The 18,654-nt window shown below is 64.1% G+C and carries 19 protein-coding genes; 6 read left to right on the top strand and 13 right to left on the bottom strand.

All coding sequences use genetic code 11. The features are described 5' to 3' along the window. Positions 1–6: 6 nt before the first annotated feature. Positions 7–351 carry a hypothetical protein gene (locus BLW25_RS00095; protein WP_092895245.1) on the bottom strand — a complete coding sequence of 115 codons (345 nt, stop codon included), beginning with the start codon at positions 349–351 and terminating at the stop codon, positions 7–9. Then, the gene (smc, locus tag BLW25_RS00090; RefSeq protein ID WP_092895243.1) at positions 351–3,806 is read right to left on the bottom strand and encodes a chromosome segregation protein SMC; all 3,456 of its coding nucleotides are present in this window, start codon (positions 3,804–3,806) and stop codon (positions 351–353) included. The genes BLW25_RS00095 and smc overlap by 1 nt, the downstream gene beginning before the upstream one ends. 246 nt (positions 3,807–4,052) lie before the next feature. On the opposite strand from smc, the gene BLW25_RS24585 reads away from it, so the two are divergent. Genes BLW25_RS24585 through BLW25_RS00080 form a run of 3 tightly spaced genes read left to right on the top strand, consistent with a single transcriptional unit; the run spans position 4,053 to position 5,709 of the window. After that, positions 4,053–4,445 carry a CidA/LrgA family protein gene (locus tag BLW25_RS24585; protein WP_216279304.1) on the top strand — a complete coding sequence of 131 codons (393 nt, stop codon included), beginning with the start codon at positions 4,053–4,055 and terminating at the stop codon, positions 4,443–4,445. Between the two features lie 47 nt (positions 4,446–4,492). Then, on the top strand, positions 4,493–5,149 hold the full coding sequence (locus tag BLW25_RS24580; RefSeq protein ID WP_198836120.1) for an LrgB family protein: 657 nt from the start codon (positions 4,493–4,495) through the stop codon (positions 5,147–5,149). Positions 5,150–5,169: 20 nt separating this feature from the next. Beyond that, positions 5,170–5,709, top strand: coding sequence for an NADPH-dependent FMN reductase (locus tag BLW25_RS00080; RefSeq protein WP_092895239.1), 540 nt, complete (start codon positions 5,170–5,172; stop codon positions 5,707–5,709). 99 nt (positions 5,710–5,808) lie between these two features. On the opposite strand, the gene BLW25_RS00075 is transcribed toward BLW25_RS00080, so the two are convergent. From BLW25_RS00075 to hspQ, 7 genes are all read right to left on the bottom strand, one after another. Then, positions 5,809–7,437 (bottom strand): FMN-binding glutamate synthase family protein, encoded by a 1,629-nt coding sequence (locus BLW25_RS00075; RefSeq protein ID WP_092895237.1) that lies wholly within the window; start codon positions 7,435–7,437, stop codon positions 5,809–5,811. An 82-nt stretch (positions 7,438–7,519) separates the two neighbouring features. Further along, positions 7,520–8,185 carry an RluA family pseudouridine synthase gene (locus BLW25_RS00070; RefSeq protein ID WP_092895235.1) on the bottom strand — a complete coding sequence of 222 codons (666 nt, stop codon included), beginning with the start codon at positions 8,183–8,185 and terminating at the stop codon, positions 7,520–7,522. After that, positions 8,182–9,078 (bottom strand): homocysteine S-methyltransferase family protein, encoded by an 897-nt coding sequence (locus BLW25_RS00065; RefSeq protein WP_092895233.1) that lies wholly within the window; start codon positions 9,076–9,078, stop codon positions 8,182–8,184. The genes BLW25_RS00070 and BLW25_RS00065 overlap by 4 nt, the downstream gene beginning before the upstream one ends. A gap of 4 nt (positions 9,079–9,082) precedes the next feature. Then, positions 9,083–9,853, bottom strand: a complete 771-nt coding sequence (locus BLW25_RS24575; protein ID WP_216279303.1) for a GFA family protein — start codon at positions 9,851–9,853, stop codon at positions 9,083–9,085. Next, positions 9,853–10,305 (bottom strand): GAF domain-containing protein, encoded by a 453-nt coding sequence (locus tag BLW25_RS00050; RefSeq protein ID WP_092895231.1) that lies wholly within the window; start codon positions 10,303–10,305, stop codon positions 9,853–9,855. The genes BLW25_RS24575 and BLW25_RS00050 overlap by 1 nt, the downstream gene beginning before the upstream one ends. A gap of 1 nt (position 10,306) precedes the next feature. Next, on the bottom strand, positions 10,307–11,890 hold the full coding sequence (locus tag BLW25_RS00045; protein WP_092895229.1) for a gamma-glutamyltransferase family protein: 1,584 nt from the start codon (positions 11,888–11,890) through the stop codon (positions 10,307–10,309). Between the two features lie 657 nt (positions 11,891–12,547). After that, positions 12,548–12,874: a heat shock protein HspQ gene (gene hspQ / locus BLW25_RS00040; RefSeq protein WP_092895227.1), complete on the bottom strand. Its 327-nt coding sequence runs from the start codon at positions 12,872–12,874 to the stop codon at positions 12,548–12,550. Between the two features lie 220 nt (positions 12,875–13,094). Here hspQ and BLW25_RS00035 point away from each other — a divergent pair, with 220 nt between their 5' ends. After that, positions 13,095–13,679: a transglycosylase SLT domain-containing protein gene (locus tag BLW25_RS00035; protein WP_092895225.1), complete on the top strand. Its 585-nt coding sequence runs from the start codon at positions 13,095–13,097 to the stop codon at positions 13,677–13,679. A 108-nt stretch (positions 13,680–13,787) separates the two neighbouring features. On the opposite strand, the gene BLW25_RS00030 is transcribed toward BLW25_RS00035, so the two are convergent. Then, complete coding sequence (locus tag BLW25_RS00030; protein WP_092895223.1) at positions 13,788–14,402, bottom strand: LolA family protein; 615 nt, start codon at positions 14,400–14,402, stop codon at positions 13,788–13,790. A 596-nt stretch (positions 14,403–14,998) separates the two neighbouring features. Here BLW25_RS00030 and BLW25_RS00025 point away from each other — a divergent pair. After that, entirely contained in the window at positions 14,999–15,610 is a 612-nt protein-coding gene (locus tag BLW25_RS00025) for a class I SAM-dependent methyltransferase (RefSeq protein WP_092895221.1), read from the top strand. Between the two features lie 39 nt (positions 15,611–15,649). On the opposite strand, the gene BLW25_RS00020 is transcribed toward BLW25_RS00025, so the two are convergent. Next, the gene (locus BLW25_RS00020) at positions 15,650–16,051 is read right to left on the bottom strand and encodes a nuclear transport factor 2 family protein (RefSeq protein WP_092895219.1); all 402 of its coding nucleotides are present in this window, start codon (positions 16,049–16,051) and stop codon (positions 15,650–15,652) included. Positions 16,052–16,157: 106 nt separating this feature from the next. Beyond that, positions 16,158–17,015 (bottom strand): SDR family oxidoreductase, encoded by an 858-nt coding sequence (locus tag BLW25_RS00015; RefSeq protein WP_092895217.1) that lies wholly within the window; start codon positions 17,013–17,015, stop codon positions 16,158–16,160. Between the two features lie 99 nt (positions 17,016–17,114). On the opposite strand from BLW25_RS00015, the gene BLW25_RS00010 reads away from it, so the two are divergent. Beyond that, positions 17,115–17,540, top strand: a complete 426-nt coding sequence (locus BLW25_RS00010; protein ID WP_216279302.1) for a winged helix-turn-helix transcriptional regulator — start codon at positions 17,115–17,117, stop codon at positions 17,538–17,540. Positions 17,541–17,661: 121 nt separating this feature from the next. Here BLW25_RS00010 and BLW25_RS00005 read toward each other — a convergent pair. After that, positions 17,662–18,654 (bottom strand): DNA translocase FtsK (locus BLW25_RS00005; protein ID WP_253188117.1); only part of this gene is annotated, 993 nt, incomplete at its 5' end.

Genomic DNA, 18,654 nt, shown 5'->3' with positions numbered 1-18,654 from the left:
GGGGGCCTACATCCCCTCGCCGCGCGCGCGTTGGGCGCGGCGGAAGCTGAGACAGGTCTGGACCATATCTTCAGCCGCTCTGGCCCAGATATCGAGATCGGCAGTGCTCTCTGCCCCCATGCGCAGCCGGGTCTCGCCGCCGGCGAGATCGAGAAAGGCGCCCGGGTTCTGACTGTTCCACTGGGCCAGCGTTTTCGGGTCCAGCCGCACCGGCCAGAGAAGTGTCAGTATCCAGGCCCCGCCTTCCGGATCAGCGCGAAATTCGGGGCCGGTGGCCGAAAGCCGCGCCCAGATCGTGTCGCCATCGGCCTCGATGCCGGGAAAGCCTGCCTTTTCGAGAAGGGACTGCATCAGGCGACAAGAGCCTCGGCTTTGCGCAGATCGACCGAGACCAGCTGGCTGACGCCCTGTTCCTGCATGGTGACCCCGAAAAGCCGGTCCATCCGCGCCATAGTCACCGCATGGTGGGTGATGACGAGGAAGCGGGTCTCGGTGCGGCGGGTCATCTCGTCCATCAGATCGCAGAAGCGGGTGACGTTCGCATCATCAAGCGGCGCGTCGACCTCGTCGAGCACGCAGATCGGCGCCGGGTTGGCCAGAAAGACCCCGAAAATCAGCGCAAGCGCGGTCAGCGTCTGTTCGCCGCCGGAGAGGAGCGACAGCGTCGCAAGGCGCTTGCCCGGCGGCTGGCACATGATTTCGAGCCCGGCTTCCAGCGGATCATCGGATTCGACCAGCACGAGGCGGGCCTCGCCGCCACCGAAAAGATGGGTGAAGAGCATTGAGAAATTGCTGTTGACCTGTTCGAATGCGGTCAGCAGGCGCTCGCGGCCTTCCTTGTTCAGCCCCTGAATTCCGGCGCGGAGCTTGCGGACAGCTTCTTCGAGATCGGTTTTCTCGGTCGCAAGCTGTTGATATTCGGCATCAATCGTCTTCGCATCCTCTTCGGCACGCAGATTGACGGCACCAAGGGCCTCGCGCTGGCGCTTCAGGCGCTGAACGTCCTGGTCGAGGCTATCCGCATCCGGCATCTTCTCGGGATCGGTCTTCAGCGAGGCCAGCAATTCCTGCGGCGTGCGGTCTTCTTCTTCGGCGATACGCTCGGCGGCATGGGCCACGCCTTCGCGGGCGGCATCAAGACGCGCCTCGGCGCGGGCGCGGGTTTCGCGGGCCTCACCGGCAAGGCGCTCGGCGTCGCGTTCGGTGATCTGCGCTTCGCGCAGCGCGGTTTCGGCCGCTATCAATGCGCTGGCGGCCTCGCTGCGGCGGGCTTCGGCCTCAAGGATCGCATCGCTGAGCTCTTCGCGTCTGGCGGCGATTTCCTCGGGGACCTCACTGGCCTCGGCCAGCTCCTCCTCGGCCCCGGCGCGACGCTCGGTCAGCTCCTGGCTGCGCTTGCCGGCGGTCTCAAGCCGGTGGTTCCAGCCGGACAATTCCTTCTGCGCCTCCTGGCGGCGGCGCACCCGCGCCTCGCCCTCGCGGCGCAGTTCGTCATGACCCGAGCGCCGGGTCATCATGGTGATGCGCGCAGCCTCGACCGTCATCCGCGTGGTCTCAACCGCCTCGCGGGCCTGGTCGAGATCGGGCAGACCGGCCATGGCGGTCTCGGCCTCGCGCAGCCGCGCGCGGGCGCCCATAGCGTCATCCTCATAGCGCGCGACCGAGATCCGCGCCGCCTCAAGCCGACCGGTGGCAAGCGTGCGCTCGGCCTCGGATTTCGACAGCGCACGGTCGGCCTCGGCAAGGCGCTGATCGGCAGAACGGCGGGCCTCCCGCGCCATCTGATCGGCGCGGGCCAGGTCCTGGAGCCGGGTCTGCAGCACCTCATGCGCCTGAGCTGCGCCCTCGGCCCGGGCGCTCGCCTCTTCGAGATCCTGTTTCAGCCGTTGCAGCCGGTTCAGTTGCTGCAACCTGAGCGCCGCGGCTGAGGGCGCATCCTCGGCACCCGAACGATAGCCGTCCCACCGCCAGAGATCCCCTTCGAGACTGACGAGACGCTGGCCCGGTTTCAGATCCGCCTGCAGCCGGAACCCGTCTTCAGGGCTGACCACGCCGATCTGGCCCAGACGGCGCGCCAGCACTGCCGGCGCCTCGACGCGCGCGCCCAGAGCCGCCGCTCCCGCCGGCAGCGGCTGCGGTGTGACATAGGGATCAAGCAGGCCCCAGCCGGTGCGCTCTCCCGCCGCGATTTCCGGCGCGCGCAGGTCATCCGACAAAGCCGCTCCAAGCGCCTTTTCATATCCCGGCTCGACCACCAGACGGTCCAGAAGCTGATGCCCGGCCTGGGCCTCACGATCAACGAGCTTTGCCAGAGCCGCGCGTTCGGCGCGCAGGGCATTGGCCTCGCCCTCGGCCCCCGAGCGCGCGGCGCGGGCCTCGGCCTCGCGCGATTGCGCCTCGGCGCGGGCCTCTTCGGCCAGTTCCAGCGCGGCCTCGGTCTGTTCCGTCAGCTCTGCCGCCGCCTCGCGCGCCTCTTCGGCGGCCTCGAAAGCCTCACCGGCCCCGGCCAGGGTTTCTTCGGCCCCCGCCACCGCATCGCGGGCGCGCAGCGCCTCGGCCTCGGCGCGGTCGACCGCAGACCGGCTTTCCTGCACCAGCCGCGTGGCCGACTGATGCCGTGCCGCCAGCCGCGCCGAATCCTCGGTTGCCTCGGACATCAGCGTCTCGCGGTCGGTCAGGATCGCCCCCGCCTCGCGCGCCGCCTCGACCGCCTCGGCAAGGCGTTCGTCATGGCCCTCATGCGCCTTAACGATCTGGTCGATTTCCCATTGCAGCCGCTGGATCACCTCGCCCGCATCGCGGTTCAGCCCCGCCTCGCGCTCGATATCATTGCCAAGCTGGCCGATCCGGCCGCGCAACGTCTCGATCCGGGCCAGCGCCTGTCTCTCCTGATCGCCAAGCGCATCGCGTTGCAACATGAGCCGCTGCAGGATCGCCGCCGCCACCGCCTCTTCTTCGCGCCGCGCGGGCAGACCCTCTTCCGCCGCTTCACGGGCCTTGCTGCCGTCCCGCGCCGCCATCTCGGCACGGCCCTGGGCGATCAGCCGGTCGCGCAGCGCGCCTTCCGCTTCGCCCCGCGCCAGATCCGCCTCACGCCAGCGCCGGTATAAAAGCATCCCTTCCGATTGCCGCAGATCATCGGAAATCTCGCGGTAACGCGCGGCCTGGCGCGCCTGACGGGTCAGAACCGACAGCTGTTGCGCCAGCTGTTCCAGCACGTCATCGACACGGGTCAGGTTCGTCTCGGTCCCCGCCAGCTTCAGCTCCGCCTCATGACGGCGGGCATAAAGACCCGAAATCCCGGCCGCCTCTTCCAGCACCCGGCGCCGCGCTTTCGGCTTCGCATTGATCAGTTCGGAAATCTGGCCCTGCCGCACCAGCGCCGGGCTGTGCGAACCCGTCGAGGCATCGGCAAACAGCATCTGCACATCGCGCGCCCGCACATCCTTCGAATTTGCCTTATAGGCCGAGCCCGCATCGCGGGTGATACGCCGCACGATCTCGATCGTATCGCTGTCATTGAACCCCGAAGGCGCCAGCCGGTCGGCATTGTCGAGAACCAGCGACACTTCGGCAAAGTTGCGTGCGCCCCTGGTCGCCGCGCCGTTGAAGATCACGTCATCCATGCCCGACCCGCGCATCGCGGTCGGGCGGTTCTCGCCCATCACCCAGCGAAGCGCTTCCAGCAAATTGGATTTGCCGCAGCCATTTGGCCCGACCACGCCTGTCAGCCCCTCATGGATCACCAGATCCGTGGGGTCGACAAAGCTTTTGAAACCGTTGAGCCTGAGTTTACTGAAGCGCAAGCCGCGCCCTCACGAGTCGTTGTTCTGTTATGGCCGGACATGCTCGGAATTTGAGCAGGCAAGGTCAATGCGTGTCGCGGCGATAAGCCGGATTTCCCGGGGTTATCCCCATAAAAGACGCGCGCCCGGGCCAAAGCGACAGGGCGATGCGCCGAAACATAGCAGCCCTGCCCATTTCGCCACTGGTTCCCGCCCCCGCAAAATCGCAGCATGGGAGGAGGCTCCTCAACCCCGGAAACAAGATCCATGGTCCCGCCCACCATCATTGCAATCCTCGCAATCCTCGCCTGCCAGCTGACCGGGGAAGTCATCTCCCAGGCCAGCCACCTGCCGATCCCGGGCCCGGTGCTCGGCATGGCGCTGATGCTGTCCGGTCTGATCACCTCCGAGCGGCTGCGCGACGTCATCCGGCCAATGGCGGGGACAATCCTCGGCAATCTGCTTTTGCTCTTCGTGCCGGCAGGTGTGGGGGCGATGCTGCAGCTTGGCAGCCTCGGGGGGAATACATTGCCGCTTTTGCTGGCCATCGTCATCTCGGCGCTGGCGGCGATTGCGGTGGCGGCACTGACCTTCGTGCTGGTGGCGCGGCTGACCGGAGATGTCAGCGGCAAAGAAGACAGCAAGGAGGGCATGCTGTGACCGATATCTGGACCTATCTCGCCCGCGATCCGCTTTTGTGGCTGTCGATGACGGTGGCAGCCTATGCTTTCGGGCTCGTGGTGTTCAATTACACCGGGCGGATGCCGGCCCTCAACCCGGCCATTGTCGCAATGGCGGCACTGTCGCTTGTGCTGCTGGCGACCGGAACCAGTTTCGAGACCTATTTCGAGGGCGCGCAATTCGTCCATTTCCTGCTGGGCCCGGCGACGGTCTGCCTTGCCCTGCCGCTTTACGATAATCTCGCGCGGGTGCGCCGCGCCGCGCTGCCGATCCTGACCGCATTGCTGGCGGGTTCGGTCACCGCGATCCTGACCGCGCTGCTGATTGCCCATGCTTTCGGCGTCGGGCCAGAGCTACTTGCAGCCCTGGCGCCGAAATCCGCGACCGCCGCCGTGGCGCTTGGCATCGCCGAACAAAGCGGCGGCTCTCCCACCCAGGCAGCGCTGATGGTCTTCCTGACCGGGCTTTGCGGCGCGGCCTGTGCGACCCCCCTGCTGAATGCCCTGCGGATCCGCGACTGGCGCGCACGCGGCTTTGCCACCGGCCTCGCGGCGCATGGGTTCGGCACGGCGCGCGCCTTCCATGTCAACCCGACCGCCGGGGCCTTTGCCGGGCTCGGCATGGGGCTGAACGCGCTGATGACCGCGATCCTCGCCCCGCTCCTTTTGCGCCTTTTCGTCTGATCCCTGTTCCGGAGACCGATATGACCAGCCTCACCCTTCTCGGCATTGCCGGAGCCCTCCGCCAGGGATCGACCAACCGGATGCTGCTGCGCGAGGCCCGCGCGGCCTTCGGCCCGGCCCGCCAGCTCGAGGCCGACCTGAATCTGCCCCTTTATGACGGCGATCTCGAAAGCACTCAGGGCTACCCCGCCGGTGTCACCCGGCTTTACGACCAGATCGCCGAAGCGGATGCGGTGGTGATCTCGACGCCGGAATATAACAAGGCCCCGCCGGGAGTGCTGAAAAACGCCCTCGACTGGGTCAGCCGGATCAAAGGCAATCCCTGGGAAGACAAGCCCGTCGCCATCATTTCCGCCGCCGGTGGCCGGGGCGGCGGCGACCGGTCGCAATTCGCGCTGCGCCTGATGCTGACCCCGTTCCAGCCGCGCCTCCTGACTGGCCCCGAACTTCTCGTCGCAGACAGTTCGAACGCTTTCGACGAAGAAGGCCATCTCAAAGACCCGCGCTACCGGAAAGTCCTCGACCAGCTGATGGCCAAACTTCGCGCCGCCGCCAGCTGATTTCATCTGTCCTGAAATATCCTCGGGGGGAGGAAGCGGCCAAAGCCGCTTCCCGGGGGGCAGACAGCCCCCCGCCTGACAGCAGACCCAGATCCCGGCTCAGCCCGTCCGCGCGAATGTATCCGCCCTGGACAGCGCCCAGGCCTCGGCAAAAGCCGGGACCGCGCGCGGATCGGCCAGCAATTGCCCCGGCTCCAGCTGGTCGTAAAGCTCGGCAAAGGACCGCACCCGATCCGCATCGGCGCGCCGCAGGAAATGATGCGGCCGCAGTTCCGACGGATGCGACAGCCCCGCCGCACCGACCAGTTCCGCCAGCGCATGCAATGTGCCGCGCTGGAACGAGGTCACCCGCGCCGCCTTATCCGGCACCACAATCGCCCGCGCCCGCGCCGGATCCTGGGTTGCCACTCCGGTCGGGCAGGCGCCGGTATGGCAGCTCTGGGCCTGGATACAGCCGACCGCAAACATGAAGCCCCGCGCCGCATTGCACCAGTCGGCCCCCAGCGCCATCACCCGCGCCATATCAAAGGCCGAGACGATCTTGCCGCTCGCGCCCAGCCGCACCCGATCCCTCAGCCCCACGCCCAAAAGCGCATTATGGGCAAAGCTCAGCCCGTCGCGCAAAGGCGTCCCGATATGGTCCATGAATTCCATCGGAGCCGCACCCGTGCCGCCCTCTTTGCCGTCGATCACGATGAAATCGGGGGCAATCCCGGTTTCCAGCATCGCTTTGCAGATCGCCATGAATTCCCAGCGATGCCCGATACAAAGCTTGAACCCTGCCGGTTTCCCCCCCGACAGCTCCCGCATCCTCGCGATGAATTCCAGCAGCCCCACCGGTGTCGAAAAGGCCGAATGCGAGGGCGGCGAGATACAATCCTGCCCCATCGGAATATGACGGATCGCCGCGATTTCGGGGGTGATTTTCGCGGCCGGCAACATGCCGCCATGACCGGGCTTGGCGCCCTGGCTCAGCTTCAGCTCGACCATCCGGATCTGCGGATCCGATGCCCCTTCGGCAAAGCGGACCGGATCGAATGTACCATCGCCGCCGCGCGCCCCGAAATAACCGGAGCCAAGCTCCCACACGAGATCGCCGCCGTTTTCGCGGTGATAGGGCGAGACACCCCCCTCGCCGGTATCATGGTAAAACCCGCCTGCTTTCGCACCCCTGTTCAGCGCGAGGATCGCATTTGACGACAAAGAGCCATAGCTCATCGCCGAGATGTTCAGCAGGCTCGCCGAATATGGTTTTGCACAGCTGCCGCCAATCAGAACCCGCAATTCCTCATGCGTGACCGGTGGCTTTGGCGCCACCGAATGATGCAGCCATTCATATTGTTCTTTATAAACATCGTATTGCGTGCCGAAGGGCCGGGTCTCCAGCTCTTTCTTGGCGCGCTGGTAGACGATGGCGCGCTTGTCGCGGGCAAAGGGCGTGCCGTCCTTGTCATCTTCAAAGAAATACTGCCGGATCTCGGGGCGGATGCCCTCGAACAAAAAGCGCAGCCGCGCCGCGACAGGATAATTGCGCAAAACCGCATGCCGCTTTTGCGTGATATCACGCAGCCCGAGCAGCGCGAGGGTCAGCGCCACACCCGCCAGAGCCAGAAACACCCAGCGCCAGGACGGGACCAGAAATGACAGCCCGACAAGCGGCAGGAAAAGGATCGCGGGCCAGGTCAGCAGGGCATAACGAACCTGAAACAGGGCTGGACTGGCGTTCATCGCTGGCTCCGAAAGCGTAACTGCCGCAGCATTAGCCACGGATTTTGACATAGAGTTAACAGAACAATTGTGCGGTCCCGTTTCAGAACGGAACCGGGGCGGCGAAATCCATCCAGGCGCCGGTGGCCGGATGGTGCAGGCCCAGCGTTTCCGCATGCAGCATCAGGCGCGGGGCCTCGCGGGCGGGGCCGACAGCATAGATCGGGTCGCCGAGGATCGGATGACCCAGTTCCAGCATATGCACCCTGAGCTGATGGCTGCGCCCGGTCCGGGGCCAGAGCCGCATCCGCGTCTCGCCGGGGGCGCGGGCAACCACTTCCCAATCGGTCTGGGCGGGGCGGCCGTCAGCGTGATTGACCATCTGGCGCGGACGGTTCGGCCAATCAGCCGAGAGCGGCAGGTCGATATGGCCTGCCTCACCGTCAACATCGCCATAAACCCTTGCGATATATGACTTCTTCGCACGGCGCTTTTCGAATTCCTGGCCCAGAAACCCCTGGGCGATCTTGGTGCGCGCGAAGATCATCACGCCCGATGTATCGCAGTCCAGCCGGTGCACCAGCAGCGCATCCCAGTATTCCGCCTGCAGCCGCGAGACGAGGCAATCCTCGCGCCCGGCAAGCTTGCCGGGCACCGATAAAAGCCCCGCAGGCTTATCGACGACCAGGATCTGCCGGTCCTCATAAAGAACCGACAGCGCCACATCCGGCGGGTCATAAACAAAATCGGGAAGGGCGGAGGCGGTCACAGGATCTCGTGCCCCGCCGCGCGCAGGGCCCCGGCCAGGTGGCGGATATGGGCGGGACCGACCTCGCAGCAGCCGCCGACGATGGTGGCGCCCTGGCCGATCCAGTCCAGCACGAAGGCGGTGTATTTCTCCGGGCTCAGATCGTGACGATGGGTCAGTTCCTTCACCGTCGGCGCATTCTTCAGGAAGTTGCCGGAAATATGCGTAAAGCCGTTGGCATAGGCGCCAAAGGGCAGACCAAAACCCCGGATCACATCCATCGCCGCCCCCATTGCCTCGGGGATCGAACAATTCGCCAGTACCGCAGCCGGACGGTATTTCGCGACCAGCACCGCCAGATCCGCCACTGCCTCGCCCGAGCGCAGTTTCGCCCCGTCATGATCGTCGACCGAAACCGAGAGCCAGACCGGGATCCCGCCCTCTGCCGCCCCGGCCAAAGCACCTTCGGCGAGGCCCAACGAGGAGATCGTCTCCAGCAGGATCACATCACAATAGGGCGCCAGCAGCCGCACCTTTTCCGCATAAGCAGCGCGCGAGTCCGCCACCGGCGGCGTCAGATCGGGGCGGTAGCTGGCGCCAAGCGGCCCCATTGACCCCGCGATAATGCCGCGCCCGGCCTCGGCGCGGGCCTCATGCGCTTCGGACAAAGCGCGGGCATGAAGCGCCTGGAACCAGGGCTCCAGCCCGAACCCCTGCAGCCGGTCGCGCAACACGGAATAGGTATTGGTGGTCGCAACCGATGCCCCGGCCGCAAAGTAATCGGCATGGATCGCCTTCACGAGGCCAGGATGGTCGATCATCACCCGCGTCGCCCAGAGCGGCGTCGGCTCGTCCCCGGAACGCGCGATCAGCTCCTGGCCCATACCGCCATCAAGCAGCGTGATCTTTGCCATTGCCTCAGGCCTCCTCTTCCCAGCCCTGCCATTGCGGCAGATTGTCGTCGGGCGTATAATAATCCCCCGCCTCGGCCATGAAAATATGCCCGGTCAACCGGCCCCCGGTGGGGCGGTCAAAGGCGCCGGCCTCCATCGAAAAGCTGCCATCTTTGGCGCGAAACCACAAAGAAGAGCCGCATTTCGGGCAGAAGCCACGCCGCCCGCCGCCCGGGGTCGCATATTCGCAGGTCTCGCGCGCGGTCCAGGTTACGCTGTCTTCTTCGGTCCAGAAACTGGCAGAGTAGTGGCCCGAAAGCTTGCGGCACTGGCCGCAATGGCAGGCGCCGACATCCCCCATCGGGCCTGCAACACTGAAGGTGTTCGCGCCGCAAAGACAGGCGCCGTGCAAATCCTCTGCCGGCTGCGGGGCGCAGGGCGGGCCCTCCGGCTCGTAATAATCGCCGCGATCTTCCTTATGGATATGGGCGATGGTCTTCAACCCGGTCGGCCCGTCAAGCGCCCCGGCAGCAAAGGAGATCCGCGCTTCCCCCGTCGGTTTCCAGAACAGGCTGGCGCCGCAATCCCGACAGAATCCGCGCTCTGCCGAAGGCGAGGAGCGATACCAGTCCAGCCCGCGGTCTTCGATCAGGTGAAAGCGTTCCAGCGGCACCGAGCTTGCCGACCAGTAATGGCCCGAAACCTTGCGGCACTGGCTGCAATGGCAGGCAACCACCCCGCGCAGCGGAGGATCGGCCTCGAACACCACAGAACCGCAATGGCAGGACCCACGCATTATTCTGCCCTTTCAAAAACTTGCGCCAGAAGCGGGATCAGCCAGTCTTCATCAGCCTGCGTAAAGGCCGCTGGCGTGTTGCTGTCGAGATCAAGCACCCCAAGAAGTCGCCCGGCCCCGTTCCGAACCGGGATCACCAGTTCAGACCGCGTCGAGGAGGCGCAGGCTATGTGATCGGGGAAGGCATCGACATCGGGAACATTCTGCACCTCGCCCGTGCGCGCCGCAGCCCCGCAAACGCCGCGCGAAAACGGGATCACAAGACAGCCATGACCGCCCTGATAGGGGCCGATCTTCAACAGCTCCGGCCCGGTCACGCGGTAGAAACCGGTCCAGTCCGACAGCGGATGGCGGGCATGGATCTCGCAGGCCAGCGTCGCCATCAGCGCCACGCTGTCTGTCTCGCCATGGGTCAGTGCAAGAATGTCTTTCGTCGCGGTCTCGTAATCCATCTCAATACCCCAAAGCGCAGCCATCTTTGCGCGGATCCGATCCGCCGGTCAGCACACCATCTTCGCCAATCACAATGGCCTGAGCACCGCCCAACGGGTGTTCAGGCGCGACGATCTTATGGCCCAGTTCCGCCAGCCGCGCGCGGGTGGCGTCGGAATAGCCGCGCTCGACCTCCAGCCCGTCCGGCCCTGCAAAAAGGCGCGGCGCGTCGATCGCCTGCTGCAGCTCCATTCCGTAATCTCTGAGATTGGTGATGAGGCGGGCATGGCCGGTTGGCTGATAGGCGCCCCCCATCACACCAAAAGGCATGGTCACACGCCCCTCGCGGCGCAGCATGCCGGGGATGATCGTATGCATCGGCCGCTTGCCCGGCCCGGCCTCGTTCGGATGACCCGGGGTCAGGCTGAAACCCGCGCCGCGGTTCTGAAAGTTGATGCCGAATTTCCGCGAGGCAAGGCCCGCGCCAAACCCCCAGAAAATCGAGTAGATCAGCGAGATCGCCATCCTGTCGCGATCCACCACCGAGAGGCAGATCGTGTCGCGATGCACCGCTTCGGACAGGCGCGCAGGGTCGGCCATGGCGCGGTTCGGGTCGATCAGCCCGGCCAGACGCGCGGCAGCATCATCGTCGAGGAAAGTGGCAAGCCGCGCCGGATCCATATGCGCGGGATCGGCGATAAAGCGGTTCCTTGCATCATAGGCGAGCTTGGCCGCCTCGGTCTCGATATGCGCGCGCGCGGGTCCCAGCGGGTCCATTGCGGCGAGGTCGAAATGCGACAGGATCTTCAGAAGCAGAATCGCCGTCGCACCCTGGCCATTGGGCGGATGTTCGAGCAATTCAATGCCGGAATACTGGCCTGCGACCGGCTCCCCCCAGGTTGCACTGGTTGCGGCAAGGTCTGCCTCGGTATGGCTGCCGCCAAGCGCGTTCAACGAGGCGATCATATCCTCTGCGACCTCGCCCTCATAGAACCCGGCGCGGCCTTCGCGGGCGATGCGGCGCATGACCTCGGCCTGGCCGGGGGCGCGGAAGATCTGGCCGGGGCGCGGGGCGCGGCCATCAATGCTGTAGAATTTCAGCGCATCGCCCCGGAGGATATTGATATCATCGGCCCAGTCAAACGCGGCGCGGGCCGCGACAGGGATACCGTCTTCTGCGTAACCAATTGCAGGAGCGAGGATTTCTTCCAGAGACAGGCGGCCATGCGCGGCATGCAGCCGGCAAAGCGCATCGACGCCGCCCGGCAGCGTGACCGGCTCGATTCCATGGGTCGGGACGGTGTCATGCCCTGCTGCGCGCAACTTTTCGGCGGAATATCCCGCCGGCGCGCGGCCCGATCCGTTCAATGCCAGCACGTCTTCCTGACCGGCAGGCTTGAGCAGGATGAACGCATCGCCGCCAAGGCCGCACATCTGCGGCTCGGCGATGTTTTGTACCATGGCTGCCGCAATGGCAGCATCGACCGCATTGCCGCCGGCCTGCAGGACTGCAATGGCGGTTTGCGAGGCCAGCGGATGCGATGTCGCCGCCATGCCGTTCAAAGCCATGACTTCCGAGCGGCCGGGTGTTTCAAAATCGCGCATAGTCCCCCTCGTAACCTCCTGTCAGCCTGGTGGCTCCGGCGTCCCGGGCTTTCTGGCCCTGTTTCCGGATTTATGGCTGACGGCACGGTGCCACAGCGATCCCGCCGGGGCCAGAGCAGAGGCCGCACACAGCAAGTTCGGAGCCGAATTTAGGGGAGGGTTGCGGCAAAGCCAATCCGCTGAAACAGCCGGATTGCGGGGGATGCAAGCGGCCACGGCGGGGGAACAGAGTAAGTGGCGAGCCGCATGAGAAGATTGAACCCCGGTGCCGGAACTGGGTGGGGGCTGTTGATCCCGGCACCAGGGTGAAGCCTTATGCAGCTACACCTCAATCTATGGGTGCAGGACCTGGCAGTTTTAGGGGGAAATTGCGGCCAAACCGCGTCATTTCCACCCAGGCTAAAACAATACCCCGGCAAAACACCTATTGTTCGCAGCCCACGGTGGTATCCAGACGGTTACTTCTGCCTCGCCTGGCATATGCCACGTCGCTGATAATGGCGCGAATCAAGAACCAGTCGAAGCCCGGTCCGGCGCGCACCGAAGCCGAAGATGATTGCAGCAGGTTATGGCAGCCGCTTGTAACAATGGCCCGATCTCAGGGGAACAGGGCAGGAGACCCTCAGAGCCGGCTGCTCCTGCCGGATCGGACCCGGTTCAGTTCAGCTGGAACTGCAACGGATAGCGCCCATCCTCGAAATCGCCGAACAGATCGCAGAGATCAGGATGGCCCACCGGCTCGCCGGTATCATCCGGAATCAGGTTCTGTTCCGAGACATAGGCAACGTAATAGCTCTGATCATTCTCGGCGAGGAGATGATAGAACGGCTGGTCCTTATCAGGCCGGCTTTCCTCAGGAATATTCTCATACCATTCATCGGTATTGGAGAACATCGCGTCCACGTCGAAAACCACACCGCGAAAGGTGTGTTTGCGGTGCATCAGCACCTGTCCGATATGATATTTGGCGTGTGTCTTAAGCATCAGTCACAGTCCCCCAAAAAGTTCCTAACGCCGGGAGCGCGCCCTTGTCCACCAGTGAGACCGAATCAAAGGGAAACAGTCTGTGGAATGTATCCTCACAGTTCGCTTTAAACGCGCACGTTTTTTGCTCGCGCAGAACTGAACAGAGGCCCCTGCCAACCGGTTTCCACCTGTTGCGGCTTGCGCTATAGTCGCAAAAAACAAGATGCACGAGGGGCAAATGAGCAGGTTTCTCCGTGCGGCGCTGTTGCTTTTGTTGCTGGCCTCCTGCGGGGGCGGAAAAGCGAGCTTCACGGCGCCACGCGAACTCGACAATGCTTGCGCGATCATCCGCGAGCGGCCGCAATATATGCGGGCCATGCAGGCTACCGAACGGAAATGGGGCATTCCCGTCCATGTGCAGATGGCCTCGATCCACCAGGAATCGAAGTTCATCGGCAATGCGCAGACGCCGCATCGCTGGGCGCTCGGGGTGATTCCGATGGGGCGGCAAAGCACGGCCTATGGCTACAGCCAGGCGCTCAACGGCACCTGGGAGGAATATCTCAAAGACCAGGGCGGGCGGCGCAAACGCGACGATATCCGCGACGCGACCGATTTCATGGGCTGGTATATGGACGGCTCGGCCCGCCGGCTTGGCATTCCCAAAACCGATGCCGAGAACCAGTATCTCGCCTATCACGAGGGCCGCGCCGGCTATTCCCGGCAAAGCTATCTGGCCAAGCCCTGGCTGGTTGAAGTGGCCAGAAAGGTTGGCACTCGTGCGGAAATGTATCGCTCCCAGCTGGCGGATTGCCGCCGCTGAACCCGGGACCCGGGTCAGACACCGGGCTGGAGCAAGGCAAAAACACGAAAAGGCGGGCCATTGCCCGCCTTTTTCCATTCTGTAGCCGGCACCGCTGCGATAGGCGGATCAGCCCTTGCGCTTGCTCATTTCGACCGGGATCGAGAAGAGGCTGTCGCCAAGCCTGCCGCCCTTCTTCATCTCGCCAAGGATCACGGTGGTCTGCTGCCCGAGATCATCGGTGATCACCCATTGCCGCAGCTCGGTCGGGCCGCCGGTAAAGACCAGCTCGATCGTGCCATATTCCGGATGTTCCGGGTCCTGCGCGGTCACCCTGGTTGAGGTTCCGTCCTCCTTATGACCGATCACCGTCCGCGCCTTTCCCAGATCGATATTCTGCGCGAGGATAAGGTTCAGCGGCGTGCGGCGCAGCGGGTATTGCTCGGGCGCGGAGTTCGATTTGCCGTCAAAGATCGCGACATTGCCGCCGCTGGCAAGCACCAGCGACCGGTCGGGCGGCGCATATTGAAAGCGCACACGGCCGGGGCGACGGATGAACAGCTTGCCCGTCGAGACAGAGCCGTCGCCGTTGATCTGGGTGAAATCCGTCTCAACCGTGGACAGGTCGTTCAGGTATTTCGACAGCGTGTTGAGGGAGATCTTGTCCGCAAGTGCGGGCCGACCGGCCATCACGACAGGCAGAGCAAGGGCGAGCGGGGCGAGAAATGCGGTGCGACGATCCATGACAACAGTATAACCGCCCGCCCGGCTTGCGGAAATCCCTCTGCAACAATACTCGCGGCTTTGTGCCGGGGCTGTGAGCGGCGCGGCCTGAGAGAGGCATCGCGCCTTACCGGAACGGCAGCGCCTGCATCACATTGCGCTGGCAGATAGCGTGGCGTGAGCAGCCGGCGGAAATGCGCCGTCCGACCGGTCTCCGACCTGTGCCGCCCGATCCTGGATCACCGATACCTGGCCCGGGCGGCGGGCCAGCACCGGCACGCCGCTCAGCGGCAGCGGCGACGCGTCCTTTTCCCAATGCAAAATGCAGCCTTATCTGGCGGTCGGAAGGCCACCGCGGCGCAGGAACCGGACTTGATCCGCACTTTTCGCGATAATTCCGGGCACTCAGTGCTTTATCAAAACCGGCGATCTTACGCCCTGATGCGACATATGGCGTAAAACCACACTTGACCTTGCTCAAGTCTCTGACAGAAATCGCGACTGTAAACCGGGCGCCAGGCCGGCGCGGATGATGGGGCGGCATCGGGCCTGCCTCAGCAGATCGCAGCGGCCGCCGCATATAACAAACCGGGCATGACCAACCAGGAGTCCTCCGCATGAAAGCCGCCGCCGTCACCGCCTCCTATAAACGCTGGGCGCCGGTCTATGATTCCGTCTTTGGGAAGCTGCTGCATGAGGGCCGCAACCGCGCCGCCGCCCATGCCACAGCACGCGGTGGCGACGTGCTGGAGGTCGGGGTCGGCACCGGTCTCGCCCTGCCGCTTTACGGGCCGGGGGTCACAATCACCGGCATTGATTTTTCCGCCGAAATGCTCGCCCGCGCCGAAAGCAGGGTCGCAGAGCGTGGGCTGAGAAATGTCACGCTGCGGCAGATGGATGCTCAGGCGCTCGACTTCCCGGACGCGAGTTTCGATACGGTGTCGGCGATGCATGTGCTCTCGGTCGTGCCGGATCCCGAACGCGCTTTGTCAGAAATCGCCCGCGTCTGCCGTCCCGGCGCGCATGTGCTGATCACCAATCATTTTGCCGCCGAAAAAGGCGCGCTGAAAGTCGCCGAACGTCTGATCCAGCCGCTGCAGCATCATCTGGGCTGGCAGGCCGATTTCCCGATTGCCCGGGTGCTGGGGGATGCGCGCCTGAAACTGGTGGAACGCCGGCCGCTGCCGCCTATGGGTGTCATGACCTGGCTGGTGCTGGAGCGGGTGTGAGGCAGCCCCCCCGGGGGAGAAGGGGGGCCGCCCGGGCCGTCAGCTCACGACCAGGTAAGCGGCCGGATCCGCCGAAGTGGCGAATTCTTCCATCCTGCTGATCAGCCCATCGGTGACGGTGTAAACCTGCACCCATTTATTGGACAATTTTCCCTCGATCCCGTCCATGACATAGCTCTCCTCGCCCAGAACCACGACCTGGTCGCCCTGTTCGATAAAGGTCAGCGGGCGGAAATAGTCGATCTTCATCGCCGCAAAGCTGGTGCCGAAGAATTTGGCAGCGCCGCCTTTGCCCTCGAACCGGACCGAGGGCATTTTCTGCGATCCGTGATGGATCCAGAGCGTTTCCTGCGACACGGTGGCAAGGGCGCCGTCCAGGTCTTTCGCGTTGAAGGCGGTGAACATCCGGTCAACGACGGCGCGTGCTTTGGTCTGGGTCATGGCTTCCTCTGTCCTGTCAAACTGGAAACGGGGGGGTGGATCGGGAGCAGGCCCCCGATCCGGAAAACTGGTCACTCGTTACGGCACTGACTGGTCGGGGCGGGCGTCAGGCAAAGACCGATGCAAGCATCTGATCCAACGATTTCGGCGCCCGTCCCAAAAGGATCTCGAGATCGCGCGACGCGATGTCATACTGGCCATCGCGGATATCCCTGACCGTGCCCAGCGTCAGCCAGATCACGAAATCGGGCATGCCGGCGGCGCGCATCCCGACGGCCAGCGCCTCTTCCGGGATGTCCTGATAACCGATTGCACGGCCAGTCAGCCGCTGCAGGCCCGCTGCGATATCGGCATAGCTCCAGGCATCGCTGCCGGTGATGTTATAGGTCTTGCCCTCATGCCCCTCGCCCAGCAGAAGGTTCGCCGCCGCCTCGCCCATCTCGGCACGCAAAGCATAGGGCACCCGGCCCGCGCCGCCCGGCAGCGAAAGGCCATCGGTCAGCGCCTTTGGCCCGGCGATCTGCGCAATCGCCTCGGCATACATGCCGTTGCGCAGAAAGGTCCATTGCATCCCCGAGGTGCGGATCCGGTCCTCGGTCTCGAAATGGCTGGCCATCAGGTCGCGCACAGCCGAGGTCGCGATGTCACGGATCGCAAGACCGGTATAGACGATGTGACGGATCCCCGCGGCCCTTGCCGCATCGACGACACGGCTCTGCTGCGCGCCACGATCCTGCGACATGGTCGAAATGAACAGAAAGCGACTGATCCCGGCAAAGGCCGGCCCGAGGCTTTCAGGACTGTCGAAATCCCCCAGGCGCACCTCAATCCCCTGGTCGGCATAGATTTTTGCCTTTTCCGGATCGCGTGCCAGAACAGCGAACTGCCCCTTCGCCTCGCGGCGCAGCAGCTGGGCCACAACTTCTTTACCAAGCTGGCCGGTTGAACCGCCGATCAGGATCATGACACACTCCCTTTGCTGCCCCGCCGGTATAGGGGCCGCAAAAGGTCAAAGAACTATCAACTTGTATAGTGTTGTGCGGCGCATGTGAGGAGCCACGGGATGAACAGGATGATCCACCAGATGGAGCTGGAGCCGGAAGATAACGAGCTCTGCAAGAAGGCCTTTGTGATGGCGATCCGCGACGCCCTGAATGTGGTGAGCGGCAAGTGGAAACTGGCGATCATCTGCACCTTGCTGAGCGGCCCCAAAGGGTTCGCCGATATCGAGCGGCTGCTGGCGACGATCTCGCCCCGGATGCTCGCGCGCGAACTGCGCGAACTCGAGGTCAATGGCGCGATCACGCGGCCTGATCCCGCGCAGCACGGTCAGGCCAGACAGGGTGTGGCGCAAGCCGGCAGAGGCGGCAGATATCAGCTGACCCCCTCGGGCAAGGCACTGGAGAAGGTGGTGTTCATGCTGGCGGACTGGGGCAAGGAACACCGGGCATTGTCAGCCAGCACCCAGGCCACTGATCACGGGGCTTAACACTGCGCGCGTTTTACTGAGACAGGCGACCCCGTGAAAAAATCAGAACGCCGCGCAGGGTTGCGCGGCGCTCTGATCCGGATGGCCCGGGGCCCGTGTCTCAACGGCCAGGTCTCAGAGTTCAGGTCTCGGGGATCAGGATCTCGCGCTTGCCGACATGGTTTGCCGGGGTCACAACGCTGTTCTCTTCCATCTGCTCGACCAGACGCGCGGCCTTATTATAGCCGATGCCCAGTTTGCGCTGGATGTAAGAGGTCGAGCACTTGCGGTCCCGCGCGACAATCGCCACCGCCTGATCGTAAAGCGCATCCTCGCCATCGGTATTGCCACCAAGGCCCAGCACCTGGTCGATGTCAGACGCGCTGTCCTCATCCGGACCTTCCACCACGCCCGACATATAAGACGGCGGGCCAAAGCTCTTGAGGTGGTTAACGATTTCCTCGACTTCCTCATCCGAGACGAAAGGCCCGTGGATCCGCGAGATGCGCTGGCCATTGCCCATGTAAAGCATGTCGCCCTGGCCCAGCAGCTGTTCGGCCCCCATCTCACCAAGGATCGTGCGGCTGTCGATTTTCGACGTCACCTGGAAGGAGATCCGGGTCGGGAAGTTCGCCTTGATCGTGCCGGTGATAACGTCAACCGAAGGCCGCTGCGTCGCCATGATCAGGTGGATACCAGAGGCCCGCGCCATCTGCGCCAGACGCTGGATGCAGGCTTCGATCTCTTTGCCCGCCACCATCATCAGGTCGGCCATCTCATCTACCACAACCACGATATAGGGGAAGGGCTGCGGCGCGAATTCATCGGTCTCGAAGACCGGATCGCCGGTCTCGTCGTCAAAGCCGGTCTGGATGGTGCGCTTGAACATCTCGCCTTTGGCCAGCGCCTCACGGACGCGGCCATTATAGCCCTCGATGTTGCGCACGCCCATTTTCGACATGCGGCGATAGCGTTCTTCCATCTCGCCCACGACCCATTTCAGCGCGACGACCGCCTTTTTCGGATCGGTCACGACAGGGCTGAGCAGATGCGGGATGCCGTCATAGACCGACAGTTCCAGCATCTTCGGGTCGATCATGATCAGCCGGCATTCATCCGGCGTCAGCTTGTAGAG

Origin of the sequence: Rhodobacter sp. 24-YEA-8 (assembly GCF_900105075.1) — a bacterium.
Lineage (GTDB): Bacteria > Pseudomonadota > Alphaproteobacteria > Rhodobacterales > Rhodobacteraceae > Pseudogemmobacter.
The sequence above is the reverse complement of the archived record's forward strand: the minus strand, read 5'-3'. Positions and strand labels throughout refer to the sequence as shown.

Bases quoted from the DNA above. Each gene is read 5' to 3' on its own strand.
- BLW25_RS00095 (WP_092895245.1), bottom strand. From the start codon at position 351: ATGCAGTCCCTTCTCGAAAAGGCAGGCTTTCCCGGCATCGAGGCCGAT.
- BLW25_RS24585 (WP_216279304.1), top strand. From the start codon at position 4,053: ATGGTCCCGCCCACCATCATTGCAATCCTCGCAATCCTCGCCTGCCAG.
- BLW25_RS24580 (WP_198836120.1), top strand. From the start codon at position 4,493: ATGACGGTGGCAGCCTATGCTTTCGGGCTCGTGGTGTTCAATTACACC.
- BLW25_RS00080 (WP_092895239.1), top strand. From the start codon at position 5,170: ATGACCAGCCTCACCCTTCTCGGCATTGCCGGAGCCCTCCGCCAGGGA.
- BLW25_RS00075 (WP_092895237.1), bottom strand. From the start codon at position 7,437: ATGAACGCCAGTCCAGCCCTGTTTCAGGTTCGTTATGCCCTGCTGACC.
- BLW25_RS00065 (WP_092895233.1), bottom strand. From the start codon at position 9,078: ATGGCAAAGATCACGCTGCTTGATGGCGGTATGGGCCAGGAGCTGATC.
- BLW25_RS24575 (WP_216279303.1), bottom strand. From the start codon at position 9,853: ATGCGTGGGTCCTGCCATTGCGGTTCTGTGGTGTTCGAGGCCGATCCT.
- BLW25_RS00050 (WP_092895231.1), bottom strand. From the start codon at position 10,305: ATGGATTACGAGACCGCGACGAAAGACATTCTTGCACTGACCCATGGC.
- BLW25_RS00045 (WP_092895229.1), bottom strand. From the start codon at position 11,890: ATGCGCGATTTTGAAACACCCGGCCGCTCGGAAGTCATGGCTTTGAAC.
- hspQ (WP_092895227.1), bottom strand. From the start codon at position 12,874: ATGCTTAAGACACACGCCAAATATCATATCGGACAGGTGCTGATGCAC.
- BLW25_RS00035 (WP_092895225.1), top strand. From the start codon at position 13,095: ATGAGCAGGTTTCTCCGTGCGGCGCTGTTGCTTTTGTTGCTGGCCTCC.
- BLW25_RS00030 (WP_092895223.1), bottom strand. From the start codon at position 14,402: ATGGATCGTCGCACCGCATTTCTCGCCCCGCTCGCCCTTGCTCTGCCT.
- BLW25_RS00025 (WP_092895221.1), top strand. From the start codon at position 14,999: ATGAAAGCCGCCGCCGTCACCGCCTCCTATAAACGCTGGGCGCCGGTC.
- BLW25_RS00020 (WP_092895219.1), bottom strand. From the start codon at position 16,051: ATGACCCAGACCAAAGCACGCGCCGTCGTTGACCGGATGTTCACCGCC.
- BLW25_RS00015 (WP_092895217.1), bottom strand. From the start codon at position 17,015: ATGATCCTGATCGGCGGTTCAACCGGCCAGCTTGGTAAAGAAGTTGTG.
- BLW25_RS00010 (WP_216279302.1), top strand. From the start codon at position 17,115: ATGAACAGGATGATCCACCAGATGGAGCTGGAGCCGGAAGATAACGAG.